The 25652-nt window shown below is 54.0% G+C and carries 27 protein-coding genes and 1 other RNA gene; 18 read left to right on the forward strand and 10 right to left on the reverse strand.

The features are described 5' to 3' along the window. The first annotated feature begins 57 nt into the window (after positions 1 to 57). Positions 58 to 333, forward strand: coding sequence for a type II toxin-antitoxin system RelE/ParE family toxin (locus HV107_RS15505; RefSeq protein WP_259349631.1), 276 nt, complete (start codon positions 58 to 60; stop codon positions 331 to 333). After that, the gene (locus HV107_RS15510; protein WP_182059835.1) at positions 320 to 649 is read left to right on the forward strand and encodes a DNA-binding protein; all 330 of its coding nucleotides are present in this window, start codon (positions 320 to 322) and stop codon (positions 647 to 649) included. Before HV107_RS15505 ends, HV107_RS15510 begins: the two co-directional genes overlap by 14 nt. A gap of 1 nt (position 650) precedes the next feature. Here the strand turns inward: HV107_RS15510 and queC are convergent, their stop codons facing one another. Together queC and HV107_RS15520 are read right to left on the reverse strand one after the other, a co-directional pair. After that, positions 651 to 1346: a 7-cyano-7-deazaguanine synthase QueC gene (queC, locus tag HV107_RS15515; RefSeq protein ID WP_182059836.1), complete on the reverse strand. Its 696-nt coding sequence runs from the start codon at positions 1344 to 1346 to the stop codon at positions 651 to 653. Between the two features lie 66 nt (positions 1347 to 1412). Further along, complete coding sequence (locus tag HV107_RS15520) at positions 1413 to 3113, reverse strand: SgrR family transcriptional regulator (RefSeq protein WP_182059837.1); 1701 nt, start codon at positions 3111 to 3113, stop codon at positions 1413 to 1415. Between the two features lie 102 nt (positions 3114 to 3215). Here HV107_RS15520 and cof point away from each other — a divergent pair, with 102 nt between their 5' ends. After that, positions 3216 to 4034, forward strand: coding sequence for an HMP-PP phosphatase (gene cof / locus HV107_RS15525; RefSeq protein WP_182059838.1), 819 nt, complete (start codon positions 3216 to 3218; stop codon positions 4032 to 4034). Positions 4035 to 4075: 41 nt separating this feature from the next. Here the strand turns inward: cof and HV107_RS15530 are convergent, their stop codons facing one another. Then, on the reverse strand, positions 4076 to 5122 hold the full coding sequence (locus tag HV107_RS15530) for a PLP-dependent cysteine synthase family protein (protein ID WP_182059839.1): 1047 nt from the start codon (positions 5120 to 5122) through the stop codon (positions 4076 to 4078). A 115-nt stretch (positions 5123 to 5237) separates the two neighbouring features. Here HV107_RS15530 and HV107_RS15535 point away from each other — a divergent pair, with 115 nt between their 5' ends. The 5 genes from HV107_RS15535 to amtB all read left to right on the forward strand — a co-directional run bounded on the left by HV107_RS15535 (position 5238) and on the right by amtB (position 11177). After that, the gene (locus HV107_RS15535) at positions 5238 to 5696 is read left to right on the forward strand and encodes an Lrp/AsnC family transcriptional regulator (RefSeq protein WP_182059840.1); all 459 of its coding nucleotides are present in this window, start codon (positions 5238 to 5240) and stop codon (positions 5694 to 5696) included. 51 nt (positions 5697 to 5747) lie between these two features. Beyond that, the gene (locus HV107_RS15540; RefSeq protein WP_182059841.1) at positions 5748 to 7520 is read left to right on the forward strand and encodes a SmdA family multidrug ABC transporter permease/ATP-binding protein; all 1773 of its coding nucleotides are present in this window, start codon (positions 5748 to 5750) and stop codon (positions 7518 to 7520) included. Next, a complete protein-coding gene (locus HV107_RS15545; protein WP_182059842.1) occupies positions 7513 to 9294 on the forward strand; it encodes a SmdB family multidrug efflux ABC transporter permease/ATP-binding protein in 1782 nt (593 codons plus the stop codon). The genes HV107_RS15540 and HV107_RS15545 overlap by 8 nt, the downstream gene beginning before the upstream one ends. A 222-nt stretch (positions 9295 to 9516) precedes the next feature. Further along, the gene (gene glnK, locus HV107_RS15550) at positions 9517 to 9855 is read left to right on the forward strand and encodes a P-II family nitrogen regulator (protein ID WP_008503304.1); all 339 of its coding nucleotides are present in this window, start codon (positions 9517 to 9519) and stop codon (positions 9853 to 9855) included. A 35-nt stretch (positions 9856 to 9890) separates the two neighbouring features. Then, positions 9891 to 11177, forward strand: coding sequence for an ammonium transporter AmtB (amtB, locus tag HV107_RS15555; protein WP_182059843.1), 1287 nt, complete (start codon positions 9891 to 9893; stop codon positions 11175 to 11177). An 84-nt stretch (positions 11178 to 11261) separates the two neighbouring features. Here the strand turns inward: amtB and tesB are convergent, their stop codons facing one another. Next, entirely contained in the window at positions 11262 to 12122 is an 861-nt protein-coding gene (tesB, locus tag HV107_RS15560) for an acyl-CoA thioesterase II (protein ID WP_182059844.1), read from the reverse strand. A gap of 204 nt (positions 12123 to 12326) precedes the next feature. On the opposite strand from tesB, the gene HV107_RS15565 reads away from it, so the two are divergent. Then, positions 12327 to 12854 carry a YbaY family lipoprotein gene (locus tag HV107_RS15565; RefSeq protein ID WP_182059845.1) on the forward strand — a complete coding sequence of 176 codons (528 nt, stop codon included), beginning with the start codon at positions 12327 to 12329 and terminating at the stop codon, positions 12852 to 12854. 38 nt (positions 12855 to 12892) lie between these two features. Here HV107_RS15565 and HV107_RS15570 read toward each other — a convergent pair whose 3' ends face one another. Together HV107_RS15570 and HV107_RS15575 are read right to left on the reverse strand one after the other, a co-directional pair. Further along, positions 12893 to 13228: an MGMT family protein gene (locus HV107_RS15570; protein WP_182059846.1), complete on the reverse strand. Its 336-nt coding sequence runs from the start codon at positions 13226 to 13228 to the stop codon at positions 12893 to 12895. A gap of 72 nt (positions 13229 to 13300) precedes the next feature. Continuing rightward, positions 13301 to 13708 (reverse strand): dTDP-glucose pyrophosphorylase, encoded by a 408-nt coding sequence (locus HV107_RS15575; RefSeq protein WP_182059847.1) that lies wholly within the window; start codon positions 13706 to 13708, stop codon positions 13301 to 13303. A 233-nt stretch (positions 13709 to 13941) separates the two neighbouring features. On the opposite strand from HV107_RS15575, the gene ffs reads away from it, so the two are divergent. From ffs to HV107_RS15590, 3 genes are all read left to right on the forward strand, one after another. Beyond that, an RNA gene (gene ffs, locus HV107_RS15580) (signal recognition particle sRNA small type) lies at positions 13942 to 14038 on the forward strand. A 278-nt stretch (positions 14039 to 14316) separates the two neighbouring features. Continuing rightward, positions 14317 to 14568 (forward strand): hypothetical protein, encoded by a 252-nt coding sequence (locus HV107_RS15585; protein WP_014069143.1) that lies wholly within the window; start codon positions 14317 to 14319, stop codon positions 14566 to 14568. Beyond that, positions 14565 to 14780 (forward strand): hypothetical protein, encoded by a 216-nt coding sequence (locus HV107_RS15590; RefSeq protein WP_014069144.1) that lies wholly within the window; start codon positions 14565 to 14567, stop codon positions 14778 to 14780. Before HV107_RS15585 ends, HV107_RS15590 begins: the two co-directional genes overlap by 4 nt. A 145-nt stretch (positions 14781 to 14925) precedes the next feature. Here HV107_RS15590 and HV107_RS15595 read toward each other — a convergent pair whose 3' ends face one another. Continuing rightward, entirely contained in the window at positions 14926 to 16350 is a 1425-nt protein-coding gene (locus HV107_RS15595) for a PLP-dependent aminotransferase family protein (RefSeq protein ID WP_182059848.1), read from the reverse strand. Positions 16351 to 16436: 86 nt separating this feature from the next. On the opposite strand from HV107_RS15595, the gene HV107_RS15600 reads away from it, so the two are divergent. The 3 genes from HV107_RS15600 (at position 16437) to HV107_RS15610 (ending at position 21392) form a co-directional block, all read left to right on the forward strand. Next, entirely contained in the window at positions 16437 to 17048 is a 612-nt protein-coding gene (locus tag HV107_RS15600) for a YitT family protein (RefSeq protein WP_182059849.1), read from the forward strand. A gap of 77 nt (positions 17049 to 17125) precedes the next feature. Continuing rightward, the gene (locus HV107_RS15605; protein WP_182059850.1) at positions 17126 to 18196 is read left to right on the forward strand and encodes a LacI family DNA-binding transcriptional regulator; all 1071 of its coding nucleotides are present in this window, start codon (positions 17126 to 17128) and stop codon (positions 18194 to 18196) included. Between the two features lie 103 nt (positions 18197 to 18299). Beyond that, the gene (locus tag HV107_RS15610; protein WP_182059851.1) at positions 18300 to 21392 is read left to right on the forward strand and encodes a beta-galactosidase; all 3093 of its coding nucleotides are present in this window, start codon (positions 18300 to 18302) and stop codon (positions 21390 to 21392) included. Positions 21393 to 21428: 36 nt separating this feature from the next. Here the strand turns inward: HV107_RS15610 and HV107_RS15615 are convergent, their stop codons facing one another. After that, entirely contained in the window at positions 21429 to 22265 is an 837-nt protein-coding gene (locus HV107_RS15615; protein ID WP_182059852.1) for a nickel/cobalt efflux protein RcnA, read from the reverse strand. Positions 22266 to 22398: 133 nt separating this feature from the next. Here HV107_RS15615 and HV107_RS15620 point away from each other — a divergent pair, with 133 nt between their 5' ends. Next, positions 22399 to 22671 (forward strand): metal/formaldehyde-sensitive transcriptional repressor, encoded by a 273-nt coding sequence (locus tag HV107_RS15620; RefSeq protein ID WP_182059853.1) that lies wholly within the window; start codon positions 22399 to 22401, stop codon positions 22669 to 22671. A gap of 10 nt (positions 22672 to 22681) precedes the next feature. Here HV107_RS15620 and HV107_RS15625 read toward each other — a convergent pair whose 3' ends face one another. Further along, the gene (locus HV107_RS15625; protein ID WP_182059854.1) at positions 22682 to 24241 is read right to left on the reverse strand and encodes an EAL domain-containing protein; all 1560 of its coding nucleotides are present in this window, start codon (positions 24239 to 24241) and stop codon (positions 22682 to 22684) included. 232 nt (positions 24242 to 24473) lie between these two features. On the opposite strand from HV107_RS15625, the gene HV107_RS15630 reads away from it, so the two are divergent. Both HV107_RS15630 and ykgO read left to right on the forward strand, forming a co-directional pair. Continuing rightward, positions 24474 to 24734 (forward strand): type B 50S ribosomal protein L31, encoded by a 261-nt coding sequence (locus tag HV107_RS15630; protein WP_182059855.1) that lies wholly within the window; start codon positions 24474 to 24476, stop codon positions 24732 to 24734. Between the two features lie 2 nt (positions 24735 to 24736). Next, positions 24737 to 24877, forward strand: a complete 141-nt coding sequence (gene ykgO / locus HV107_RS15635; protein WP_006818844.1) for a type B 50S ribosomal protein L36 — start codon at positions 24737 to 24739, stop codon at positions 24875 to 24877. Here the strand turns inward: ykgO and HV107_RS15640 are convergent. Next, a complete protein-coding gene (locus tag HV107_RS15640) occupies positions 24874 to 25584 on the reverse strand; it encodes a GNAT family N-acetyltransferase (protein WP_182059856.1) in 711 nt (236 codons plus the stop codon). The two genes, ykgO and HV107_RS15640, sit on opposite strands and share 4 nt — an antisense overlap. Positions 25585 to 25652: the final 68 nt, after the last annotated feature.

The raw sequence follows: 25652 nt of genomic DNA on the forward strand, positions 1-25652 counted from the left end.
CGTTGTACGTTACCAGACCCGTGACGGGAAAATTCCGTTTGAGGAATGGTAGCGAAAATGCAGAAGAAGGATCCGGAGTTAGCGTTTTGGATCCTTCTGCGAATTGACCGTGCGGAAAAAGGCAATTTCGGGGATTATCGTTATCTGAGAAGCGGCGTCTGGCAAATGAAAATGGATTTTGGTCCCGGTTATCGAGTCTATTTTGCTGTTGAACATCGGGAGGTCCTGTTGTTGCTGATGGGCGGTGACAAAAAGGGCCAATCATCGGATATAAAACTGGCAATAGACTATTGGAAAGATTATCAAAAGGATAAACCGGATGAGCAAAAGTGAACAAAACTATCCTGCTTCCGTCAGCCATGATGAGGCCGTCGTTAAGATGCTTCGCGAAAATCCTTCTTACGCTCAGCTATACCTTCAGGTTGCTTTGGAGGAGATTTATGAAGACCAGGGGATCCCGGCATATTTAATTGCGTTAAGGCGTGTCATTGAAGCCCAGGGCGGCATCGGTGAAATCTCTGCAAAAGCGGGACTTTCTCGTCAACAGCTTTACCGAACCCTGTCAGGCAATGGCAACCCAACGCTGACAACGCTGGTGAAAGTCACCCGTGCTGCCGGCGTAAAACTGTTCGACAGCACGGCGAAGTAACTTATTTCAGCCCGGTCTTTTTCTGCAATGCGGCCATCACGCCAGCTTTATCAGCCAGATAGTGGTTCAGCCCATTCGCGCGCAGATTACAGGCCGCGCACTGGCCGCAACCGTCGCCCTTAATGCCGTTGTAGCAGGTGAGGGTTTCGCTGCGGACCATATCCAGCTTGCCCCAGTAGTCGGCCAGCGCCCAGGTCTCTGCTTTATCGAGCCACATCAGCGGTGTTTCAAAGCGGATATCTTTCGCCATCCCCAGATTTACCGCGTGATTGAGCGCTTTAACAAATTCATCGCGGCAATCCGGGTAGCCGGAGAAGTCGGTTTCACAGACGCCGGTGATCACGGCTTCGGCCTTCACCTGCCAGGCGTAAATCGCCGTCAGGGTCAGGAACAGGATATTACGCCCTGGCACGAAGGTATTCGGAATACCGCTGGCATCAGGTTCATAGTCGGGCACAGGAATACTGTCGCGGGTGAGGCTACTGACGGCCAGTTCATTTAGCAGCGTAACATCCAGTACCTTGTGCGCACGCGCGCCCAGTTTCAGCGCCAGTTCGCGGGCAACGTCGATTTCAGCGCGATGACGCTGACCATAATCGAAAGTCACACAGTGAACTTCATCATACTGATGAAGAGCCTGAACCAGGCAGGTAGTGGAATCTTGTCCTCCGCTGAACACGACGACGGCACGTTTCATAAATTATCTCGACAGTGACGGTAAAAGCGTAATGTTACCGCCTGACCTCGACGGCGACCAGCTTCTTCACAATTTAGGTGCCGGCAGCCAGGCCTGCGTAAAATCAAACCAGCCGCGGGCATTCAGTTGTATGCCGTTGACTCCCGGAGGGGCGCTGATTTGATACTGGTAGTTGAACAGGGGAGTTAGCACTGCACTCTCCATTAATCCGGTGAATAAAGTCTTAAGACCGACATGCCGGGCTTGCTCATCGGCCTGACTCTGAACGGCATCCAGTGTGGCATGTAGATGGGTAAACTGAGGGGCACTCAGCAGATGCGGCCAGAGTGCATCACAGCGTAGCCACTGCTCAAGCGTGTATTCCGGCGCTTCGCCGATCAACCTGTCACCCATCATGATGTCCGCATCGGCAAGACTCAGACAGCCATCCCACGTTTTCGCGTCGTGGAATATCAACGTAAGCTCACAACCTTGCTGCGCAAGGTACTGTTTTAACTGGCTCGCCATGGTGTGGAGCTCTACGGGCAGATGGTAAAACAGGGTCAGCGTTTTCGGCAGTTGAACATCCCCGAGCTCTGGCCACTGCGGGATACTCCATCCGGGAAGCATTTCCTGCGTTGGGGTAATCAGCCCCTCGTTAAGCGGCAGCGTATGCAGGAGTTCAGTGAGGTGGATAATATTGATCAGCCGTCTTGCCTGCATTTCGCTTAATCGTGGGCTCTGTTTCAGGGTGAGATAACAAAAGCCCAGGCTGGTGCTGTTACTCACCAGACGCAGGCTAGCCAGTTCGTCGGGTTCGCCAATGGCAATTTGCACGGGATGACGGCAGCTTGTACCCAGCCCATAGTCAAAGAGTTGCGGCGTTATCCAGAACTCAATCGCTTTTAACAGGGGATGGCTCAGGTGATACTGCTCGTGGCTCTCCAGACGAACCAGATCGGGATCGTACAGGGTCAGACGGAAAGGCCCGCTGCCCGTCATGGCCTGCTCAGGATGCGCCAGGCGGCTGCAATATGTCGCCAGCCGGTGCGCAAGCCAGTAATCCGGCTGATGTAAAATAAAGGTCAAACACTGGGGATGCGTCACGTCGATGCGCGAGACACTCTGGAACAGTTTACGCAGGGCCGGTAAGGCCAACAGTGCAGTCAGACTTTGTTGTAGCTGCACCGTTTCGACTTTATCGCCGTTGTGCCAGTGCAGCGTTGAACGGATGTAAAAATGCCAGCGCAGCCCATCGGCCGATACCTCCCAGTGGTGAGCAAGATCGCCTGTGGGTTCACTGCTGGTGCCGTTAAAACGCGTCAGCCCGGAGAACACTTGCCCCGCCAGATGCTGCTCTGCACGGCCCGCTAAAAAGCCAGGGAGAAGCGGATCCAGCGAGCGGTAATAGGGGATCCGTAGCGTTGGCGTGTCATTTTGCCAAAGCCCGCCCAGATAAGGGTGAAGCAGAGTGCGCAAATCTTCCGGTGCAAGCTGCGCCAGTTCCAGCGCGTTATGCTGATGTCCGCTCTTCAGAGCCTCTTCCATCATCTCATTACGCAGCGATTCCGGCGTGACATGAAACGTGAGAGAGCCGCGTTTACCCCGCCCAGACTGGGCGTGCCAGCTTAACCAGCCGGCCTCCTGTGCCTGGCGCAGGAGTGTGCGCACATGCCTCTCACTGCAAAAACAGCGGCTGGCAAGCTCTGTTACGGTGACCTTCTGCGGCGCACCTGCCGAAGGTTGCCACAGGCGTTGATATTGGTTGAGGCGATTAAGCTGGCGCATGATAAACCCGGAACAATAATTTCCATCTATTCACTATTACTTCCGTATATCTCAGGTAATACTGATGCACAAGTTAACCGCATCACATTTTCGGGAGTAATCATGGCCAGGCTCGCTGCATTTGATATGGACGGCACGCTGTTAATGCCGGATCACCGTTTAGGCGATAAAACCCTGAACACCCTGAAGCGCCTGCATGAGCATGATATTACCCTGACCTTTGCGACAGGTCGCCATGTGCTGGAAATGCGCCATTTGCTAGGAGCCTTTTCGCTCGATGCGTTTCTGATAACCGGTAACGGGACGCGAATTCACTCCGTTGAAGGGGATGTATTGCATCGTCAGGATCTCAGTCCGGAAGTGGCGGATATTGTGCTGCACAGCACCTGGGATACTCAGGCCAGCGTGCATGTCTTTAACGACGAAGGATGGTTTACCGGGCGAGAAATACCGGAAATGCTGCACGCACATGTCTATAGCGGATTTAAATATCAGTTAATCGATCTGCGCCGTATTCCCGCTCACACGGTGACGAAAATCTGTTTCTGCGGCGATCATGACGATCTGTGCCGTCTGCGCATTCAGCTTAATGAGGCGCTAGGCGAACGTGCGCATATGACGTTCTCGGCGGTAGATTGCCTGGAAGTGCTGCCAGTGGGCTGCAATAAAGGCTCGGCGCTGGCGGTGCTGAGCGGCCATCTGGGTTTCACGATGCAGGATTGTATAGCGTTTGGCGACGCCATGAACGACCGCGAGATGCTGGGTAGCGTCGGTCGCGGTCTGATTATGGGGAATGCGATGCCGCAGCTTAAAGCGGAGCTACCTCATCTGCCCGTTATTGGACACTGCCGTAACGAAGCCGTGTCCCACTTTTTGACTCATTGGCTGGACAAAAACAACCTCCCATATTCCCCCGAATAGTGAGACCCTTCCAGCAAGCCAGACTTCGGTCTGGCTTTTTTTTATTTCAGCAGTTGCGTGATTTGCGCTTTCCAGGGTTCGATATCACCGATATTCGCCTGCACCCACTCTGCGTTGTAATAGGTATCAAGATAACGCTCGCCGCTGTCGCACAGCAGCGTAACGATAGAGCCGGTGCGACCCTCTTCGCGCATCCGCGCGGCTAACTGCAACGCGCCCCACATGTTTGTGCCCGTAGAAGCACCCACCTTGCGGCCAAGCTGAGCTTCCAGCCAGTGTGCTGTCGCAACGCTTGCTGCATCAGGTACGCGCAGCATTTCATCCACAACATCAGGAATAAACGATGGCTCAACGCGCGGGCGGCCAATGCCTTCAATTTTGCTCCCCACCGGGCTACGCAGGGCGACATCGCGGGTTTGCCAGTAGTCGAGGAACACGGAGTTCTGCGGGTCAACCACCATCAGTTGTGTGTCATAACCCTGGCAACGAATGTAACGGCCAATGGTGGCTGACGTCCCGCCCGTGCCTGCGCTCATCACAACGTATGCGGGAACGGGATGAGGTTCGTGCGTCATCTGGCGGAAGATGCTGTCCGCGATGTTGTTATTCCCGCGCCAGTCCGTCGCCCGCTCGGCAAAGGTGAATTGATCCATATAATGACCATTTAACTCGCGAGCCAGCATTTCAGAGGCGGCGTAAATTTCGCAGGCGCTTTCGACAAAGTGGCAGCGCCCGCCGTAAAACTCAATCTGCTCGATTTTGCGTTTGGCCGTGCAGTAGGGCATCACGGCGATAAACGGCAGGCCTAACAGCCGGGCAAAATAGGCTTCGGATACCGCGGTGGAGCCGGACGACGATTCAATGATCGTGGTGCCTTCTTTAATCCAGCCGTTACACAAACCGTATAAGAATAGCGAGCGGGCCAGGCGATGTTTCAGGCTACCGGTAGGATGGGTGCTTTCATCTTTCAGGTAGAGTTGAATGCCCGCAAATCCTGGCAGAGAGAGGCGGATTAAATGGGTATCTGCCGAGCGCTGATAGTCGGCATTGATTTCGCTGATGGCATGTTTAACCCAGGTGCTATTCATCGTGTGTATCCGTTTGTCATTTTGTGCCCAGCATAGCGAAAAGCACAGAAAAAATTGTTGCTATCTGACCTTTAAAATAGAATGAAGGGAGAAAAATTTTCTCTGCGAGGTGGGTATGCTAGATAAAATTGACCGCAAGCTTCTTTCATTGTTGCAAACCGACTGCACCCTCTCTTTGCAGGCGCTGGCAGATGCCGTTAATCTGACCACCACACCGTGCTGGAAGCGCCTCAAAAAGCTGGAAGATGACGGCATTTTGCTCGGGCGTGTTGCACTTTTAGATCCTGAAAAATTGGGGCTTGGACTGACCGCATTTGTCCTGATAAAAACGCAGCATCACAGTAGCGAATGGTATTGCCGCTTTGTCACCCAGGTCTCTGAAATGCCGGAGGTTCTTGGATTCTGGCGTATGGCAGGGGAATATGATTATCTGATGCGCGTCCAGGTGGCCGATATGAAGCGGTATGATGATTTTTACAAGCGACTGGTCAACAGTGTACCGGGCTTGTCGGACGTCACATCGAGCTTCGCGATGGAACAAATAAAACACACCACAGCATTACCCATTGAATAAATTGAATAACTTCCCGGCCAGGCCGGAAAAATACCTTCAGGAAAATACCGCGTGCGATTATTTGCCCAACTAAGCTGGTACTTTCGTCGGGAGTGGCAACGCTATCTCGGTGCAGTCTGCCTGCTTATTATCATTGCCATTCTGCAACTTATCCCGCCAAAGGTGGTGGGATATGTGGTGGATGGCGTCACCGAACAGCATTACACCACCGCACGGGTGTTGATGTGGATTGGCACGCTGGTGCTGACTGCGGTGATTGTCTACCTGCTGCGCTACGTCTGGCGTGTCTTGTTATTCGGGGCGTCTTATCAGCTTGCCGTTGAGCTGCGCGAAGACTTTTACCGCCAACTGAGCCGCCAGCATCCCGAGTTTTACCTGCGTCACCGCACTGGTGATTTAATTGCCCGTGCTACCAACGACGTTGACCGCGTGGTGTTTGCCGCCGGGGAAGGGGTGTTAACGCTGGTGGACTCGCTGGTGATGGGGTGCGCGGTGCTGATTGTGATGTCGACCCAAATCAGCTGGCAACTGACGCTGCTGGCCCTGCTGCCAATGCCGCTGATGGCGCTGGCGATCAATCGCTACGGCGAAAAACTACATGAGCGTTTCAAACTGGCGCAGGCGGCGTTTTCGTCACTCAACGACCGCACTCAGGAGAGCATGACCAGTATCCGCATGATCAAAGCCTTTGGTCTGGAGGACAGACAATCTGCGCTGTTTGCTGCCGATGCGGCGGATACCGGGGCGAAAAACATGCGGGTGGCGCGGATTGATGCGCGTTTTGATCCGACGATTTATATCGCTATCGGTATGGCGAACCTGCTGGCTATCGGCGGCGGTAGCTGGATGGTGGTACACGACATGATGACGCTTGGCCAGTTAACCAGTTTCGCGATGTATCTGGGGCTGATGATTTGGCCAATGCTGGCGCTGGCCTGGATGTTTAATATTGTTGAGCGCGGCAGTGCTGCCTACAGCCGTATTCGCGCCATGCTGGCCGAAGCGCCAGTGGTTAACGACGGCAGTGAAACGGTGCCGGAAGGACGTGGGGTAATGAAAGCGGATATCGGTTCGTTTGTTTACCCGCAAACGGAACATCCGGTGCTTGAAAACGTCAATTTCACGCTGCAATCGGGCCAGATGCTGGGTATTTGCGGCCCGACGGGTTCCGGTAAAAGCACTCTGCTTTCGCTTATCCAGCGTCACTTTGATGTTACTCAGGGTGATATTCGCTTTCACAATATCCCGCTGACACGCCTTCTGCTGGACGACTGGCGCAGCCGTCTGGCGGTGGTCAGCCAGACGCCGTTTTTATTCTCTGACACCGTTGCGAATAACATTGCTCTTGGCCACCCAACGGCGACGCAGGAAGAGATTGAACATGTCGCGCGTCTTGCCAGCGTTCATGACGATATTTTGCGTCTGCCGCAGGGCTATGACACCGAGGTGGGCGAACGTGGTGTGATGCTTTCTGGTGGGCAAAAACAGCGTATTTCGATTGCCCGCGCGCTGCTGCTGAACGCCGAAATCCTGATCCTGGATGACGCACTTTCTGCGGTGGATGGCCGCACTGAATATCAGATCCTGCACAACCTGCGACAGTGGGGCGAAGGGCGCACGGTGATTATCAGTGCGCACCGCTTGTCGGCATTGACCGAAGCCAGTGAAATTCTGGTGATGCAGCACGGGCACATTGCTCAGCGTGGGCAACATGACCAGCTTACAGAACAACCCGGCTGGTATCGCGATATGTACCGTTATCAGCAGCTTGAAGCGGCGCTCGATGATGCTCCAGAGCAGGATGAGGAGACCGCCAATGCGTAAGCTGGGAACGATGTGGCCGACCTTAAAACGTCTGCTTTCCTATGGCTCTGTGTGGCGAAAACCGCTGTCGATTGCCGTGCTTCTGCTCTGGATTGCGGCGATTGCTGAGGTGAGTGGTCCGCTGCTGATTAGCTATTTCATCGACAATATGGTGGCGAAACGCTATCTGCCGCTGGGGCTGGTGGCGGGGTTAGGTATTGCCTACGTTGGGTTACAGCTGACGGCCGCCGGGCTGCACTATGCGCAGTCGTTGCTGTTTAACCGGGCAGCCGTTGGCGTCGTGCAGCAGCTGCGCACGGATGTGATGGATGCGGCGCTGCGCCAGCCGCTGAGTGAATTTGATACTCAGCCTGTCGGGCAAGTTATCTCGCGTGTGACCAACGATACGGAGGTTATCCGGGATCTGTATGTCACCGTTGTGGCAACGGTATTACGCAGTGCGGCGTTGATTGGTGCGATGCTGGTGGCGATGTTTAGCCTTGACTGGCGCATGGCGCTGGTGGCGATCACCATCTTCCCGGCAGTCCTGATTGTGATGGTTATCTATCAACGTTACAGCACGCCGATTGTTCGCCGCGTGCGCGCTTATCTGGCCGATATCAACGATGGCTTTAACGAAGTGATCAACGGTATGAGCGTCATCCAGCAGTTCCGCCAGCAGGCACGTTTTGGCGAGCGAATGGGGGAAGCCAGTCGTTCACATTACATGGCGAGAATGCAGACGCTTCGCCTGGATGGCTTCCTGTTGCGTCCGTTGCTGAGTCTTTTCTCTACGCTGGTGCTTTGCGGCTTACTGATGCTGTTTGGTCTGACGTCGGGCGGCACCATTGAAGTGGGCGTATTGTATGCCTTTATTAGTTATCTTGGGCGTCTGAATGAACCGCTGATTGAGCTCACCACTCAGCAATCCATGCTGCAACAGGCCGTGGTTGCGGGAGAGCGCGTCTTTGAGCTAATGGACAGGCCACGTCAGACCTACGGTGATGATGACCGTAGTCTGCAAAGCGGTGCTATTACCTTTGATAATGTCTCGTTTGCTTATCGTGATGACCGGCTTGTCCTCCAGGACGTTAGCCTGGATGTCCCGTCGCGTGGCTTTGTGGCGCTGGTGGGGCACACCGGTAGCGGTAAGAGTACGCTCGCCAGCTTGCTGATGGGGTATTACCCGCTCACGAAAGGGGAGATCCGCCTGGACGGGCGTCCACTGTCTTCCCTGAGCCACAATGTCCTGCGTAAAGGGGTGGCAATGGTGCAGCAAGACCCGGTGGTGCTGGCGGATACTTTCTATGCCAACGTCACGCTGGGCAGGCCTTATACGCATGAGCAGGTGTGGGCGGTGCTGGAAACCGTGCAGCTGGCAGAGCTGGCACGCGGTCTGCCCGAGGGTATCGACACCCGGCTGGGCGAGCAGGGAAATAATCTCTCGGTTGGGCAAAAACAGCTGCTGGCGCTGGCGCGGGTGCTTATTGAAACGCCGCAGGTGCTTATTCTGGATGAGGCAACTGCCAGTATTGACTCCGGTACTGAGCAGGCTATCCAGCAGGCGCTGGCGGCCGTGCGCGATCATACAACGCTTGTCGTTATCGCTCACCGCCTGTCAACGATTGTTGATGCCGATACTATTCTGGTGCTGCATCGCGGCCAGGCCGTCGAGCGCGGGACGCATCGTCAGCTGTTAGAGGCGAAAGGGCGTTACTGGCAGATGTACCAGTTGCAACTGGCGGGAGAAGAGCTGGCTGCCAGTGCGCGCGAAGAGGAATCACTCAGCGCCTGATGCACCAAAATCAGGCAACGCGCTAACACTCTCAACTGTTGGTGCAACACTGAAACGCATTATGCACTGTTATGGTGCGTTTTTTTTCGCCACTTCATCACCGAATGCCTTGCCGCGCTCATTGCACCGCTTTTTCCCCCTTTTTTCAATTCTGGCACATCCCTTGCAATATCTCCTGCGTGTTAGCAGCGGCCATTACCGAATTCTGACTGGAGGGGATTTATGAAGCTGGTTACAGTTGTAATCAAACCATTCAAACTTGAAGACGTTCGTGAAGCATTGTCTTCCATGGGTATTCAGGGACTGACTGTCACCGAAGTGAAAGGCTTTGGTCGTCAGAAAGGTCATGCCGAGCTTTATCGTGGGGCGGAATACAGCGTTAACTTCCTGCCTAAAGTGAAGATTGATGTCGCAATTGCTGACGATCAGCTTGATGAAGTGATTGATGTCATTAGCAAAGCGGCCTACACCGGCAAGATTGGCGACGGCAAAATTTTCGTTGCCGAGTTGCAGCGCGTGATTCGTATCCGTACGGGCGAATCCGACGAAGCGGCATTGTAAGTAACTCCTGGCACACAGTGATAGGGATCGAGAAAATGAAGATAGCAACAATCAAAACGGGTCTGGGTTCGCTGGCACTGCTGCCAGGCCTGGCACTGGCTGCCCCTGCGGTGGCAGACAAAGCCGATAATGCCTTTATGATGATCTGCACCGCGCTGGTGCTGTTCATGACTATCCCAGGCATTGCGCTGTTCTACGGCGGCCTGATCCGCGGTAAAAACGTCCTCTCCATGCTGACGCAGGTTGCTGTGACGTTCGCACTGGTGTGTGTGCTGTGGGTGGTCTACGGTTACTCGCTGGCCTTCGGCGAAGGCAACGCCTTCTTCGGCAACCTCAACTGGGTGATGCTGAAAAATATCGAACTGACCGCGCTGATGGGTAGTTTCTATCAGTACATCCATGTTGCTTTCCAGGGCTCGTTCGCCTGTATCACCGTAGGCCTGATTGTTGGTGCGCTGGCTGAGCGTATTCGCTTCTCTGCGGTACTGATTTTCGTGGTTGTCTGGCTGACGCTCTCCTACGTGCCGATTGCGCATATGGTATGGGGCGGTGGTCTGCTGGCGACTCATGGTGCACTGGACTTCGCGGGCGGTACTGTTGTGCACATTAACGCCGCTGTTGCAGGTCTTGTCGGTGCATACCTGATTGGCAAACGTGTGGGCTTTGGCAAAGAAGCCTTCAAGCCACACAACCTGCCAATGGTGTTTACCGGTACGGCTATCCTCTACTTTGGCTGGTTCGGTTTCAACGCCGGTTCAGCAAGTGCTGCGAACGAAATCGCTGCGCTGGCCTTCGTGAATACCGTTATTGCCACGGCGGGTGCAATCCTCTCCTGGGTATTTGGTGAGTGGGCCGTTCGCGGTAAACCTTCTCTGCTGGGTGCATGTTCTGGTGCGATCGCCGGTCTGGTTGGTATCACCCCTGCGTGTGGTTATGTGGGTGTAGGTGGCGCGCTGCTTATTGGTCTGGTTGCTGGTCTGGCTGGCCTGTGGGGCGTGACTGCGCTGAAACGTGTTCTGCGTGTTGATGACCCTTGCGATGTGTTCGGTGTGCACGGCGTGTGTGGTATCATCGGTTGTATCATGACCGGTATCTTCGCGGCGAAATCTCTGGGTGGAGTGGGTTACGCAGAAGGCGTCACCATGGTTCACCAGGTGCTGGTACAGCTGGAAAGTATTGCCATCACTGTTGTCTGGTCTGCCGTTGTGGCCTTTATCGGCTACAAACTGGCTGACATGACCGTCGGTCTGCGTGTACCAGAAGAGCAGGAGCGCGAAGGTCTGGACGTCAACAGCCACGGCGAGAATGCGTATAACGCTTAATAAACAGCAAAACGGCAACCTCAGGTTGCCGTTTTTAATGTTGATGCCCTCTCCCGGTGGGAGAGGGCATCAGGCCGCACAAAATTACCCGCGATTACGCATTACCCCTTCCTGCACCGTTGATGCCACCAGAACACCATCCTGAGTATAAAACTCGCCGCGTACAAACCCGCGAGCGCTGGACGCCGACGTACTTTCCACGCTATAGAGCAACCAGTCATTCATATCGAACGGGCGGTGGAACCACATGGAGTGGTCAATTGTCGCAACCTGCATCCCTTTTTCCAGGAACCCAACGCCGTGTGGTTGCAGGGCAACCGGCAGGAAGTTGAAGTCGGAAGCGTATCCCAGCAGATACTGATGGACGCGGAAATCCTCCGGCACGGTGCCGTTGGCGCGGATCCACACCTGACGTTTTGGTGCAGCTACGTGGCCTTTCATCGGGTTATGGAACTCGACGGGGCGAATCTCCAGTGGCTTATCGCACAGGAATTTCTCTTTCACCTGCGGTGGTAGCAGGTGCGCCAGCGCACGCGCGATATCGGTTTCAGATTTAAGCTCTTCCGGCGATGGGGATGGCGGCATCACTTTTTGATGCTCATAACCCGGTTCAGGCGCCTGGAAAGAGGCCGTCATGTAAAAGATAGGTTTGCCATTCTGAATGGCAGCCACGCGACGGGCACTAAAACTGTTGCCGTCACGCAACACTTCAACGTCATAAACAATCGGTTTGGCGCTGTCGCCAGGGCGTAAGAAATAGCTGTGAAAAGAGTGCACCAGACGGTCTGCCGGGACGGTCTCTTTAGCGGCATATAATGCCTGCCCAACGACTTGCCCGCCGAAGACCTGGCGTAAGCCCAAATCTTCGCTCTGTCCACGAAAGAGTCCTTCCTCAATTTTTTCCAGGTTCAGTAATGTCAGCAGATTGTTCAGTGCTTGACTCATAGTTGTCCTCAATAAAACGCCGTGGCGAAAGATAAGCAGAGTATAACGCAGATTTGAAAGTGGTCCGATGGGTAGAATAATCTGAATATCGGCCTGAAATCAGGCATTAATCAGTGATTTGTGCCACACTTGTTACGTTATATAAATGTTAACGACATCGGGTGGGATCGATCCCGCTGGTGCATTGATGATAAGGAGACTTCAATGAAACTCGTGCACATAGTAAGTGGTTTAGCGATAGCGGTGGCACTGACTGCCTGCGCAGGTAAGCACGCCAGTACCCAGGCGCCAGCGCCGGATCCAAATACTGTTGACACGCTTTCGCAGCAGACTACTCAGCAGCCTAACGTTTCTGGTACGGTATGGATCCGTCAGAAAGTGGCTTTACCGCCAGACGCTGTGTTAACGGTCACCCTTTCGGATGCCTCCCTGGCTGATGCACCTGCCAAAGTGCTGTCGCAAAGAGCGGTGCGTACCATCGGTAAACAGGCTCCGTTCAGCTTCGTGTTGCCATACAACCCGGCTGACATCCAGCCTAATGCGCGGATATTGCTGAGTGCAGCAGTCACCGTTAACGGTAAGCTGATGTTTATCACTGATACGGTTCAGGAAGTGATTAACCACGGTGGGACAAAAGCCGATCTGAATCTGGTTGCGGTGCAGCAGACCGAAGTTCCTGTTTCAGCACAACCACCTGTTGCGGCTGAACCACCTGCCTTAATCCAGCAGTAATGACCTATGCCCTCTTCCCGGTGAAGAGGGCAGCTGTTTTAGTACACCCAGCGATATTTCTGTAAATCGATTTTCCCGCCCCCCGACACCTGTACGCCTTCAGCGAGCAATGCCTGTCGCTGGCGCTGTAAATCCGGGCCCGTCAGTGAGATTGTCCCGTGACGATTAACCACCCGATGCCAGGGCAGTGTGCTGCCTTCCGGTAAACGTTTTAATACGCCGCCTACCTGACGTGCCGCGCGGGGTGAGCCTGCCAGCCGGGCGACATCGCCATAAGTCGTTACATAGCCTTCGGGAATTGAGGCGATAATCTGCCAGACCCTGACAGGGAATGAGTCAGGTAACGGTTCGGGAATCGAATCGAAAGCGTCCATTGTGTTTACCAGACAAGAAAAACCACAGAATAAGCGACCCCCGGCGGATTGTGAAGGCGCAATGACTGTTGCTCAGGAGGGCTGCTGGACGGTGAATTCCAGTGCCAGGCCGATCACTTTTGTACTGCTGGCAGCGGGCTGTTCACGCATTGCCACCAGACTTTCCAGAAACTTCAGTTTTCTTGCCTGGGTATTGATGATGAGTTTGGCACGCAGGTCGGGCAGGGCCTGTGAACAGATTGGATAAATCACCCGTCCGGAAACGGCGACAGGAATTCTGCGCAGATTGACGCAACGCACCACGCCGACAGTGGAATAGAGCACGGCAACAGGCGTGACAAAAAGCATCGGCTGTTCACTGATGGTCACGAAATCCAGCAGCAATTCAGGACGCAGGTAATTCAGCCCTTTGTGGTGAAGGGTTACGCCATCGATGGCGGGCATAACGAGCGTCAGTGTCTGGGGTAATGTGCTAATCATGGATGTGCCCTGCAGGAATGAAACGCATTCGAACAGTGTGGCATGGGTGAGTGAATTTACTGCGAAGGGGCTCGCAATCTGTACTTATCAGGCTGTGCAGGCCGTTATCAGGTCTTAAGTTATGCCTCGGTTGTGCAATAAACCGTCATCCGAATGCCAGCGGCTTGCAATTGCCGGACAGCACAGGGATAATGCGCCAGCGCGTTGGTTAACAACGCTCTCAATGGGGGCTCTGTTGGTTCTCCCGCAACGCTACTCTGTTCACCAGGTCAGGTCCGGAAGGAAGCAGCCAGGGCAGACGACGTGTGTGCCGGGATGTAGCTGGCAGGGCCCCCACCCATTTGTGCTCTCCCCAGATTTTACCGCACCTCTTTCGTTCCCCAATCTTTGTGCTTGCTGATTTATTCCACAGGAATAAAAGACATTTAATTCAATATGTAATATATCATTCATCCAACTGAAATATTATTGTCATAAACATGTAATAATAGACTGTCATTTTATATTTGGGTGAATTTTTTCTGTCATAAGTAAAAAATATAAATCTGGATTACATTGTTAATTTCGTGTATTAAATAAAGGACTTATTCCGAAGGGATGAAACAATCATGGCTACTGCGGTATTAAACGTTAAGATTGATGAAGCGCTAAAAGAAAGACTTCGCCACTACGCAGAAGTGAATAATGAAAATTTAAGCGTGACCACAGAGAAACTGCTACAGCTGGCATTTGAAGCGGTAGAAGAGGTGGGAGTATCGGAAGAGGATATTGATAATCAGCATACGGAAGAAGAGAGTGTAACTCCTTTTACTCCTAAAGAAATCAAGGCTCTACGTAAACTTCTGAAGAAGAGAAAATGAAACAACAACTGTCAACCGCCAATGACTACAAAGAGGCCTGTGATTTGTTGCGTTCAGGCTATGTGAAGCATGTACGTCTTGGCTGGAATGTAGGTAGTGATGAGTTCTTTCGAATTGCGTCTGACTGGTGTGATACCGGCGCAAAAATAAAGAAAGAAGGAGAAAACTTCGTTATTTCTCTTAAGGGTTTCCCTATTCCTCCTCAGCACTAAGTACCATTCTGTGAAAACTGCTGACTGCAATCATTTCAGTCAGCAGTTTTTATTCTTAATTTTGCTGTGAAATTATCTGTGATAATAATCACGGGTTATTATGTAACCAGCGTAAATTTCAACCCCAGATTTAATCCTCATCACATTAAACAATGCTCCTTTTTATGGCAGGGGCCGCGGTTTTATTCAATGCCGTCCACAGCGGCTTGATTCTCATCAGCGCGCTCTCAAGCTCTGCCGGGTCAAGCGTAAAGGGCATTCGTAAATAGCGGTCAAACGCCCCCGACAGGCCAAAGCGTGTTCCGGTACCCAGATTGATCCCCAGTGTTTCTGCCCGCGCGGCAAGCTGTGTTGCCTGCATTCCTGGTAGCTCCACCCAGTAAGAAAGCCCGCCTTCCGCCTCGTGGAAAGTCCATTCCGGGAAATGCTCGCGCAGCAATTCACTGCACCGCTTGCGGCGTTCGGCCAGCATTTGCCGCCGGGCCGGCAAAAACGTGTCGCTGTTTTCGATAAGCCACTGGGTTGCCAGTTGTTCCAGCACCGGTGAACCTAAATCCAGGGTATCGCGCGTCTGGGCGAGAGTGGCAATGGTCCGCGAAGACGCGCGGATCCAGCCCAGACGCAGGCCCCCCCAAAAACTTTTTCCTGCCGAGCCCAGGGTGATGACCGTTGCCTCTGGGTTAAATGATGCCAGCGGCGGGGGAGGTGGAGAATCAAACCAGAGATCCACCATGGTTTCATCAACCACCAGCGTGGTGCGGGTCTGTGCGGCAATGTCGGTAATGGCTTTGCGGGTCGGGATGTCCATACAGCGCCCTGTCGGGTTATGGAAGTCCGGCATCAGGTAAGCCAGTCGTGGCGCGGTTTGTGCAAGCGTTGCGGCAAAACCGTCGGTATCCCAGCCCGTTTGTGGCAGGGAGACGCCTACCGGCCGGCAAAGTGCCCCCTGGATAGCGGCGATGGCCAGCGGGTAGGTTGGATGATCAACCACGACGCGGTCGCCGGGGCCAGTCATCATGCGTAACACCAGCGCAAAGGCACTGACCGCACCGTTGACGACCATCACTTCGTCTGCACGGGTTGCCAGCCCGCGTGCGGTATAGCGTGCGGCAATGGCTTCCCGCAGGGCCAGCAATCCGGACTGATCGTAACCCGTTAGCGAGAGATACTGCGTAATGGCAGATAGCGCGTACGTATAGGCCTGGTGAATTTCCGGCCCGGCGTTGAGTGCCGCAGTGGAAAGATCCAGTGCTACGCTTGCCGCTGAGAGGGTGGGTACAGCCCGGGAATCAGGCAGGATCACCCGTGATCCACTGCCATGACGGCTCTCCAGATAGCCTTCGTCCCGCAGGCGGGCTAATGCGCTGCTGATGGTTGTACGGCTGACGTCCAGCGCAGAGGCCAGTTCACGCTCGCCCGGTAAACGGGTGTTGAGCGCCAGTCGACCATCAAGAATGAGCAGGCGTAAGGCATCTGCCAGCTGTCGCCAGAGCGGTGTACGGGATGTGGTTTGCTGCCAGTGGCCTAACAAGCGTACCAGTGACTGACTACCAAAACGACGAGATGACATATGCAGTCCACTATTTGAAAACTGGACATTAATCATAAGACCATTTTCGCCGAAGATGAAAGTCTGGTTCTTCGGGGAAGATAAAAATGTTACGTCGTCTGGTACAACTTTATGTCGGATTAGGGCTGTATGGCCTTTCAACCGCAATGTTTATTCGTTCCGATCTGGGTGTCGATCCGTGGGACGTATTTCATCTTGGGGTGGCAATTCAGTTGGGGTTGAGCATTGGCACGGTGATTATTTTAATCGGCGCTGCGGTGCTGCTGCTATGGGTTCCGCTGCGCCAGTGGCCTGGGCTTGGCACGATAAGTAACGTCATTTGTATTGGCCTGGCTGCCGATGCCACGATGGCGCTGATCCCTGAGCTGACCTCACTGCCCCTGCGAATTGCTCTGCTGGTGGCGGGCATTATAGTTAATGCGATAGCGACAGGTATGTATATTGGTGCCGGTTTTGGGCCAGGCCCACGCGATGGCCTGATGACAGGCATTCATGCCCGACTGGGTTGGTCTATCCGCAGTGTGCGTACGTCCATCGAGGTAGCGGTGTTGCTGATTGGCATCATGCTTGGCGGGTCGTTCGGTGTCGGTACGGTGCTGTATGCATTAACCATTGGCCCGCTGATCCAGATCTGCTTGCCCTGGTTTCGCCAGAAGCCGCAAGTGCAAAAGATACCTCAGCCTGAGCAAGTTGTTTAATTATGCGAAGCGCTCACAAGTATTAACGGCGTGGCCGTGCCAGAATAGCGGCATCTCTTGTCGCGATGTCAAAATGCATGAAAGCTATCACTCTTTATGACGTAGCCCTCCTCGCAGGGGTTTCTTATCAGACCGTTTCCCGCGTGATTAATGATGCGGAGCATGTCTCCGCCCGCACGCGGGAAAAGGTGCAGCAAGCCATGGCGGAACTGAACTATGTTCCCAATCGCGGCGCACAACAGCTGGCGGGTAAACGCACCCGGACGCTGGGTCTGATTACGACCGATCTGGCACTTCATGCCCCTTCGCAAATTGCTTCTGCGGTAAAAACCCGCGCGGTGGAGAAGGGGGCGAGTGTGCTGATTTCTATGGTGGAACACCCACAACGCTGCCAGGCAGCAGTTCAGGAACTTCTGGCACAACGTGTTGAAGGGCTGCTGGTGAACGTGCCGCTGGAAGATGCTGAAGCCGAACAGCTAAAGGCACTGGCATCACCCGTGCCGGTGCTGTTTTTGGATGTTTCACCCTCAGCGCAGGTCAATAGCCTGGTCTTTGATGCGGCCCAGGGAGCACAGCTGGGGGCTGAACATCTTATCTCGTTGGGTCATCAGCGGGTTGCCCTGCTGAATGGGCCTGAAAGCTCTGTCTCTGCCAGAGCCCGCCGGGCCGGGTGGCTGGCTTCTCTGGCACAAGCCGGGCTTGAACCTGCCGGCGTAGTTTTCGGTGACTGGAGCGCCGCTTCCGGTTACGAAAAGGGTCATCAGCTTTTATCGGGCCCGGAGCTGCCGGAGGCTATTCTGGTGGCAAACGATCAGATGGCGTTAGGGGTTATGCGTGCCTGCGCGGAAAAAGGGATTGCTGTGCCTGGGCAGATATCCGTTGTGGGTTTTGATGACACAACCGATAGCGCCTGGTTTTCTCCGCCACTGACCACGGTTCGCCAGGCATTTCGTGAGGCGGGCGAGCGCAGCGTTGAGTGGCTGCTGACCGCGTCTTCCAAAAACGAATGCTGGCAAGCACAACTTCCGGTGACTCTTATTACCCGTCACTCCAGCGCCCGCCGTACGTCACAGCAGGCGGATCGTGAAGAACTTGCCCGGCAGCTGAAAACACTGGCGCTCTTAGCTGAACAATTAGCACGCGGATAAGACTTTTGTGATCTGACTCGCTTCGCCGCGATCGGACGCTTTACCGCAGGGTTTTGCCAGGGCATGTTGACATAAATTGTGAGCGCTTCGCATTGAGGGTAATATGTCAAATACATCGCCGCTGACACTCAGCGCACTTCTGGCTCGTCGGGACTGGGAAAATCCTGGTGTTACACAGTGGAACCGGCTGGCGGCCCATGCGCCGTTTCACAGCTGGCGTGATGAACAACACGCCAGAGATGACTGGCAACCCCTTAATAAGCGTTCTCTTAACGGGGAGTGGCGCTTCAATTTTTATGCCTTTCCAGAGCGCGTTCCGCAAGGATGGGTAGAAGAAGACTGTGACGGCTCAGTTCCGATGCCTGTGCCGTCAAACTGGCAGATGCGGGGTTTCGATACTCCCATCTATACCAATGTTACTTATCCTTTTGCCGTTAACCCGCCCTTTGTTCCGCAAGAAAACCCGACCGGTTGTTACTCGCTCACATTTGAGGTGGATGATGCATGGCTGCTGAGTGGGCAAACCCGCATTATTTTTGATGGGGTGAATTCGGCTTTTCATCTGTGGTGTAACGGCCACTGGATTGGCTATTCGCAGGACAGCCGTCTGCCCGCAGAATTTGATCTCTCGGCAGTGCTTCGCCCGGGTCTGAACCGCGTGGCAGTAATGGTGCTGCGCTGGTGCGACGGGAGCTATCTTGAAGATCAGGATATGTGGCGGATGAGCGGCATCTTCCGCGATGTGTCGTTGCTGCATAAACCGGAAACGCAGATTGCGGATTACCACGTTGTCACCGAATTAAATACCGAATTAGACCGGGCGCTGCTCAGAGTGGACGTTGCATTGGCGGGGAGCCAATACGCTGAGTGTGATGTGGCGCTTACCCTGTGGCGAAACGGTGAGCCGTGCGCCAGGGCAACCCAGCGTCCTGGCTCTGAGATTGTGGATGAGCGCGGCAACTGGGCCGAGCGCTTAACGGTATCTATGCCTGTTGTGGCACCTGAATTATGGAGCGCCGAAATTCCGGCGCTGTATCGCCTGACGATTTCACTGAGGGATGCGCAGGGGCGGGTCATCGAGTGCGAGGCCTGTGACGTGGGCTTCCGTCGTGTAGAGATACGCAACGGCCTGCTTAAACTCAATGGCAAACCGCTACTGATCCGCGGCGCTAACCGCCATGAACATCACCCTGAAAACGGGCAGGTGATGGATGAAGTCACCATGCGCCGCGACATCGAGTTGCTGAAGCAGCACAACTTTAACGCGGTGCGCTGTTCGCATTATCCCAACCATCCGCTGTGGTACACGCTTTGCGATCGCTACGGCCTGTACGTGGTAGATGAAGCCAACATTGAAACGCACGGCATGGTGCCGATGAGTCGTCTGGCTGACGATCCGCGCTGGTTGCCAGCCATGAGCGAACGTGTAACCCGTATGGTGCTGCGCGACCGTAATCATCCGTCAATTATTATCTGGTCACTCGGGAATGAATCTGGCCACGGTGCTAACCATGATGCGCTCTACCGCTGGCTGAAAACCACCGACCCGACTCGTCCGGTGCAATACGAAGGCGGTGGTGCAAATACCGCCGCAACCGACATTGTGTGCCCGATGTATGCGCGTGTTGATCAGGATCAGCCGTTCCCGGCCGTACCAAAATGGTCAATCAAGAAATGGATCGGGATGCCGGATGAAACGCGTCCGCTGATCTTGTGTGAATACGCTCATGCGATGGGCAACAGTTTCGGTGGCTTTGCAAAATACTGGCAGGCGTTTCGCAGCCATCCGCGTTTGCAGGGCGGGTTCGTCTGGGACTGGGTTGACCAGGCGCTGACGAAGAAAGACGAAAACGGCAATACGTTCTGGGCGTATGGCGGTGATTTTGGTGATAAACCGAATGACCGACAGTTTTGCCTGAACGGACTGGTGTTCCCTGACCGCACGCCACACCCTGCACTGTATGAAGCCCAGCGCGCGCAGCAATTCTTCACCTTTAGCCTGGTCAGTACCTCGCCACTGGTGATTGAGATTAAAAGTGACTACCTGTTCCGCACCACTGATAACGAACAGCTGAAATGGACGATTACCCGGGGTGAAAATGTACTGGGATCGGGCGACATCACCCTGAACATGGCTCCGCAGGAGACACAGCGCGTAGAGTTCGCCCTACCAGCGCTACAGGCTGCGCCGGGCGATGTCTGGTTAAATGTAGAGGTGTATCAAACCCAAAGCACGCCGTGGTCATCGGCACATCATCGCTGCGCCTGGGAGCAGTGGCCACTTCCCGCACCATTGTATGTGGCACCAGCCCCGCAGCCGGGTGTGACGCCGTTATTAACGGTGAAAGAGACGGTGCTGGACATTACCCATCAGCAGCAGCGCTGGCACTTTGACCGTGTTTCAGGGGATCTGACGCAGTGGTGGAATGAAGGGGTTGAAACCCTGCTCTCCCCGCTAAAGGATAACTTTACCCGCGCGCCGCTGGATAATGATATTGGCGTGAGTGAGGCAACCCGCATTGATCCTAATGCCTGGGTCGAACGCTGGAAAGCGGCGGGCATGTATGATTTGTCTGCCCGGTTATTGCAGTGTGACGGTGAACAGCATAGCGGCGATGTTGTTGTCAGCACCCTTCATGCCTGGGAACACCAGGGGAAAACGCTGTTCCTCAGCCGGAAAACCTGGCGGGTTGATAGCAACGGGGTATTGCACGGTGATGTGCTGGTGCAGGTTGCATCAGATATTCCTGAGCCTGCGCGTATCGGGCTGGATTGTCAGCTTGCCCAAACGCCAGAAATCGTTAGCTGGCAGGGGCTTGGGCCGCACGAAAACTACCCGGACCGAAAACTGGCGGCGCAACAGGGGCGCTGGGAATTACCGCTTGATGCCCTGCAAACTCCTTACATTTTCCCGACGGAGAATGGCCTGCGTTGCGATACCCGCGCGCTTGAATTTGGCGCTCATCAGTTCACCGGAGATTTCCACTTCTCCCTGAGCCGGTACAGCCAGCGCCAGCTGCGTGATACCACACATCAGCATCTGTTGAGGGAAGAGCCGGGCTGCTGGTTAAATCTGGATGCCTTCCACATGGGCGTGGGGGGTGATGATTCGTGGAGTCCGAGCGTGTCACCAGAATTTATCCTGCAAAACCGCCAGCTGCGCTACTCCTTTAGCTGGCAGCAAAAGACCCAGTAACACAAAAGATGCGGCCACGGTTTGTGGCCGCCTGGCTCAGGCGAGGATCCCGGTTAACCCGTGGATGCCCATATACATTCCCACCACTGTTATCAGTGCCGCTGAGATCCACGGCGCTTTGCGTGAAAATTCACTGAATCCCGGCCAGCGTTTGGTGGCATGTTTAAGGCTCAGGGCGGCAATTGCACCTGAGGCAACCAGCGTTAACGCCAGACCTATACTGAAACTAAACACTAGCGTGGCGCCCAGCGCAAAATGCTTCAGTTGCAGGCAGATCAGCAGCACCGTAATGGAGGCCGGGCAGGGGATGAGTCCGCCAGTCAACCCGAACATGGCGATTTGCCCTGTCGTGACAGTCTGCCCCTTAAAACGGCGGTTGATGTCCTGGGCATGGGCGCGCTGGTGGGCGTCTTGCCACTCCTCATCAACCAGTTGATGTGTATGATCGTGGTGATCATGATGGTGGTCATGGTCATGGTCATGGTCATGGTGGTGATCGTGATGATGATGTTCGTGGTGGTGATCGTGTGGCTGGCTCTCTTTCCAGGTTCGCCATGCCATCCATAACGCGATCAGAATAATCATCACGCCTGAAATCAGCTGGAACCAGGGTTCAGAGGTATTTGCATCCCAGCCTCGGCCAAACCATAAGCCTGCCATCGCAATGATCCAGACTACCGCTGTATGGGAAAACGTTGCCGCCAGTCCCAGCAGGATCGCCTGTTTTAGCGTACCGCGGATCGCCACAATAAACGCGGCCATCATCGTTTTTGAGTGCCCTGGTTCCAGGCCATGCAGCGCACCCAGCAAAATTGCGCTCGGCACAAAAAGCCACGCGTTGCCTTGTTGCAGGAGTGAAGTGAAATCGTTCATTAAGAATACCGGGGAAGAAAACGTGTGCTGATACTACTCCCCCCCAGTAGGGTAATACTACCCCCCAGTAGAAAAATACTCAGGGGGAGTAGAGCATGTTATGCTTCAGTGGCAAAAAATGAGGGAGAGTGAGATGTCACATACGGTTCGCCATAAGAAGATGTTATTGACCCGCCTGAAGAAAATTCAGGGGCAAAGTACCGCGCTGGAAAAAATGCTCAACAGCGATCATGAGTGTGCTGAGGTGCTTCAGCAACTGGCGGCGATCCGCGGTGCGGTGAACGGCATGATGATGCAGGTGATCGAAGGGCACTTAACCGATCATGTGGTGAAAGAGCCCGAAGAAAATCAGCGCGAGGCCGATCTTGGCGTAGTTTTGCAGGTGATGAAATCCTATCTCAAATAGTGCGTGTTCCTCACGATTTTGTGAGGTTGTTTTCAGCCCAGAGTATAAATTCCAGTTTCGGTAGCGCCTTACTGTAAAACCACCCCTGCCCGAACTGAACGCCGTGGCTGTGCAGCCACGTGAGCTGCCCCTGCGTTTCAATACCTTCCGCCACCATCGCCAGATCAAGAGATTTCGCCATTTCAATGATGTGCGGCGTCACGTTTTTGTATTCCAGCGCATCGACGAAGGATTTATCAATTTTGAGCGTATCGACATCCAGATCCTGAAGATAGCTGAGGCTGGAATAGCCGGTCCCAAAATCGTCAATGTAGATCGCGTGCCCGGCGCGACGGAATGCCGCAATGGCCGGCGCGCTGATTTTCGGATCGGCAAAGCCGCGCTCGGTCACTTCAAGAGCAATTTGTTGCGGGTGAACCTGCCAGTGGTTTAGCAGCCGGCTTAACAGTGGCGGCAGTTTACCGGATGTTAAATCGGCGGGGGCAAGGTTTACTGAGATATGCAGATCGGGATGCTGCTGTAACCAGCTTCCCATATCCTCGAAAACTTTCTCGAAAACCAGCTGGGTTAATTGCGAAATAAGCCCGGTTTGTTCGGCCAGCGGTACAAAAATATCGGGTGAAAGGTGGGTTCCGTCCGGCTGTGGCCAGCGAGTCAGCGCCTCGGCGCCAACCAGTTTTCCACTGCCTAATGCGATTATCGGCTGATAGTGAACGACAAACTCACGGCTGTTAATGGCATCAAGCAGGCGATTTCTCGGCGACTGGATCCGGCGCAAAATACGCAGCACAAAAAGCGCTGCGATAAGGCTCACCAGAATGCCAAAAGGAAGCCAGAACAGAAGCTGCTGACGCCAGCTTTCATCGAGTGGTTTTAGCGTGGCCCAGGCGACAATGGTAAAGCCCAGATCGGGGACTGGCTTCGCGACATACATCGCGCCTTTGTACTGCAAATGCGTCACGCCTCTGTTTTCCAGGAGTTCATGGACATGGGGATCAAGCGTGCTGCTGCTGGCGAAAACACTGTTTCTGGCATGGCCTATGAGTGCGGCATCAACAGGGAGTGCGCCAAATGGAATAACATCGACCAGCGAGGCGGGATCGACCATAACCAGGTAATGCCCGTGTCCCAACGCGGCCATGTAGCGATTAATTCCAAGATCGTTTTGCCGGGTCAACCATGCGTTATAGCCATCAGCAGTGATTCGCATCGGCGGCGGTAACGAAGAAGCGTAACTGGCTTGCTCAAGGGAAGAGCATAGTGGTTTCAGGTTATCGAGATACATCACTTCCTGGATGTAACGTGCAGAAAACGCTACCCGACGCATTTCGCGCATTTGCAGCGGACTACAGGGAACACCTTCGAAATTCTCTAACTGCTTAAGCGCATCCTTGGCTTGCTGAACAACCCTTTCCGTGCGGACCAGCACGCGTGATGAATAGCTGTCCAGCGCGTTGATAAATTCATGTTCCGCCTGGCGGTGGGCCAGCCAGACGCTGAGACAAATGGGAACGAGCACGGAAAAGATCAGAATACCGGTCACCAGGCTGACCAAATCTCGGGTTCTCATGCTGCTGTTTCCTTTCTCAGATGCCCGCTTCCGGGACACAGAGCCTACTCGCCAGAGGATAATATTTTATCGTGAAATGATATAGTTATAGCACGTGATGGGATGGGATTTCAGTCCAATGAAGGTGAATCAGAAAAAAACATTGCCAGGATGAAGCATTGCGCGGGGTTGTTTTTGCAGCATGACTCGGATAGTATTTTGTTATGTTATAACAAAACATAAAGAGTCTACGATGAAACCAGATATCCACCCAGCCTATCGCACTGTCGTTTTCCACGACACCAGTGCCAATGAATATTTTAAAGTCGGTTCGACTATCAAAACTGACCGCGAAATCGAACTCGATGGTGAAACATTCCCGTATATCACCATCGAGGTATCGTCAAAATCGCATCCGTATTACACCGGTAAGCAGAAGTCATTCTCAACCGAAGGCAGTGCGGCACGTTTCCGCCAGCGCTTTGGTGGCTTTCTTAGCGCTAAACGAGGCTAATCATGCAGGTACTTAACTCACTACGCAGTGCAAAACAGCGCCATCCCGATTGTCAGATAGTCAAACGCAAAGGGCGCCTGTACGTCATTTGTAAGTCCAACCCGCGGTTTAAAGCGGTTCAGGGACGTAAGAAAAAGCGTTAAAAACGTGTTTCGCGCCAACTTTCCAGGGATCTTATCTGCTTGCCATCGGCCGTAAAATTGTCGGTGGCAAGCCAGTTCTGAAAGGCGCAGTCCAGGGCCTGCCACTCTTTATCAATGATGGAAAACCAGTCGGTATCACGGTTATGGCCTTTCACCACCAGCGCCTGACGAAAACGACCTTCATACTGGAATCCCAGACGCAGCGCGGCACGACGTGAAGGTTCGTTCAGGCTATTGCATTTCCACTCGTAACGGCGGTATCCCAGCCCGTCAAACACGTAACGCATCAGCAGGTATTGCGCTTCTGTGGACAACGGCGTGCGGCTCATAAGCGGTGAAAAATGTACATGCCCGACTTCCACAACACCATTCTTAGGATCAATACGCATCAGGGCCAGAGAGCCCACCGGCGACTGCGTTTGATTGTCGATAACGGCGAAATGAATAGGGTCAGATAACACACATACGCTGGCAATCCACTGAGAATACTCAGCAACTGTTGCATCGGGTTCACGTAATAACCAGGTCCAGCTACGGGTATCTTCAGCCTGCTGATAGGCAGCAAACAGCGCCGAGGCGTGCTCCACACGCAGCGGCTCAAGGCGGCAGTAACGGCCATTAAGTTCCACCCTGGCCGGATGCTGACGTGGCTGCCAGTCGACAAGTTCTTCCCCGATGGGTTGCCCAAACTGATTGAATGTATTCATGTTAATTTCCGTGGCGGTGTAAAGACATTCAGGTTAGGGAATAACTGGTTCCTTAAAAAGAACCACCA

Origin of the sequence: Enterobacter sp. RHBSTW-00175, from assembly GCF_013927005.1 — a bacterium.
GTDB lineage: Bacteria > Pseudomonadota > Gammaproteobacteria > Enterobacterales > Enterobacteriaceae > Enterobacter.

What these genes read in the sequence shown, in the direction of transcription:
- HV107_RS15505 (WP_259349631.1), top strand. Translation starts at nt 58, where the DNA reads ATGCAGAAGAAGGATCCGGAGTTAGCGTTTTGGATCCTTCTGCGAATT.
- HV107_RS15510 (WP_182059835.1), top strand. Translation starts at nt 320, where the DNA reads ATGAGCAAAAGTGAACAAAACTATCCTGCTTCCGTCAGCCATGATGAG.
- queC (WP_182059836.1), bottom strand. Translation starts at nt 1,346, where the DNA reads ATGAAACGTGCCGTCGTCGTGTTCAGCGGAGGACAAGATTCCACTACC.
- HV107_RS15520 (WP_182059837.1), bottom strand. Translation starts at nt 3,113, where the DNA reads ATGCGCCAGCTTAATCGCCTCAACCAATATCAACGCCTGTGGCAACCT.
- cof (WP_182059838.1), top strand. Translation starts at nt 3,216, where the DNA reads ATGGCCAGGCTCGCTGCATTTGATATGGACGGCACGCTGTTAATGCCG.
- HV107_RS15530 (WP_182059839.1), bottom strand. Translation starts at nt 5,122, where the DNA reads ATGAATAGCACCTGGGTTAAACATGCCATCAGCGAAATCAATGCCGAC.
- HV107_RS15535 (WP_182059840.1), top strand. Translation starts at nt 5,238, where the DNA reads ATGCTAGATAAAATTGACCGCAAGCTTCTTTCATTGTTGCAAACCGAC.
- HV107_RS15545 (WP_182059842.1), top strand. Translation starts at nt 7,513, where the DNA reads ATGCGTAAGCTGGGAACGATGTGGCCGACCTTAAAACGTCTGCTTTCC.
- glnK (WP_008503304.1), top strand. Translation starts at nt 9,517, where the DNA reads ATGAAGCTGGTTACAGTTGTAATCAAACCATTCAAACTTGAAGACGTT.
- amtB (WP_182059843.1), top strand. Translation starts at nt 9,891, where the DNA reads ATGAAGATAGCAACAATCAAAACGGGTCTGGGTTCGCTGGCACTGCTG.
- tesB (WP_182059844.1), bottom strand. Translation starts at nt 12,122, where the DNA reads ATGAGTCAAGCACTGAACAATCTGCTGACATTACTGAACCTGGAAAAA.
- HV107_RS15565 (WP_182059845.1), top strand. Translation starts at nt 12,327, where the DNA reads ATGAAACTCGTGCACATAGTAAGTGGTTTAGCGATAGCGGTGGCACTG.
- HV107_RS15570 (WP_182059846.1), bottom strand. Translation starts at nt 13,228, where the DNA reads ATGGACGCTTTCGATTCGATTCCCGAACCGTTACCTGACTCATTCCCT.
- HV107_RS15575 (WP_182059847.1), bottom strand. Translation starts at nt 13,708, where the DNA reads ATGATTAGCACATTACCCCAGACACTGACGCTCGTTATGCCCGCCATC.
- HV107_RS15585 (WP_014069143.1), top strand. Translation starts at nt 14,317, where the DNA reads ATGGCTACTGCGGTATTAAACGTTAAGATTGATGAAGCGCTAAAAGAA.
- HV107_RS15590 (WP_014069144.1), top strand. Translation starts at nt 14,565, where the DNA reads ATGAAACAACAACTGTCAACCGCCAATGACTACAAAGAGGCCTGTGAT.
- HV107_RS15595 (WP_182059848.1), bottom strand. Translation starts at nt 16,350, where the DNA reads ATGTCATCTCGTCGTTTTGGTAGTCAGTCACTGGTACGCTTGTTAGGC.
- HV107_RS15600 (WP_182059849.1), top strand. Translation starts at nt 16,437, where the DNA reads ATGTTACGTCGTCTGGTACAACTTTATGTCGGATTAGGGCTGTATGGC.
- HV107_RS15605 (WP_182059850.1), top strand. Translation starts at nt 17,126, where the DNA reads ATGAAAGCTATCACTCTTTATGACGTAGCCCTCCTCGCAGGGGTTTCT.
- HV107_RS15610 (WP_182059851.1), top strand. Translation starts at nt 18,300, where the DNA reads ATGTCAAATACATCGCCGCTGACACTCAGCGCACTTCTGGCTCGTCGG.
- HV107_RS15615 (WP_182059852.1), bottom strand. Translation starts at nt 22,265, where the DNA reads ATGAACGATTTCACTTCACTCCTGCAACAAGGCAACGCGTGGCTTTTT.
- HV107_RS15620 (WP_182059853.1), top strand. Translation starts at nt 22,399, where the DNA reads ATGTCACATACGGTTCGCCATAAGAAGATGTTATTGACCCGCCTGAAG.
- HV107_RS15625 (WP_182059854.1), bottom strand. Translation starts at nt 24,241, where the DNA reads ATGAGAACCCGAGATTTGGTCAGCCTGGTGACCGGTATTCTGATCTTT.
- HV107_RS15630 (WP_182059855.1), top strand. Translation starts at nt 24,474, where the DNA reads ATGAAACCAGATATCCACCCAGCCTATCGCACTGTCGTTTTCCACGAC.
- ykgO (WP_006818844.1), top strand. Translation starts at nt 24,737, where the DNA reads ATGCAGGTACTTAACTCACTACGCAGTGCAAAACAGCGCCATCCCGAT.
- HV107_RS15640 (WP_182059856.1), bottom strand. Translation starts at nt 25,584, where the DNA reads ATGAATACATTCAATCAGTTTGGGCAACCCATCGGGGAAGAACTTGTC.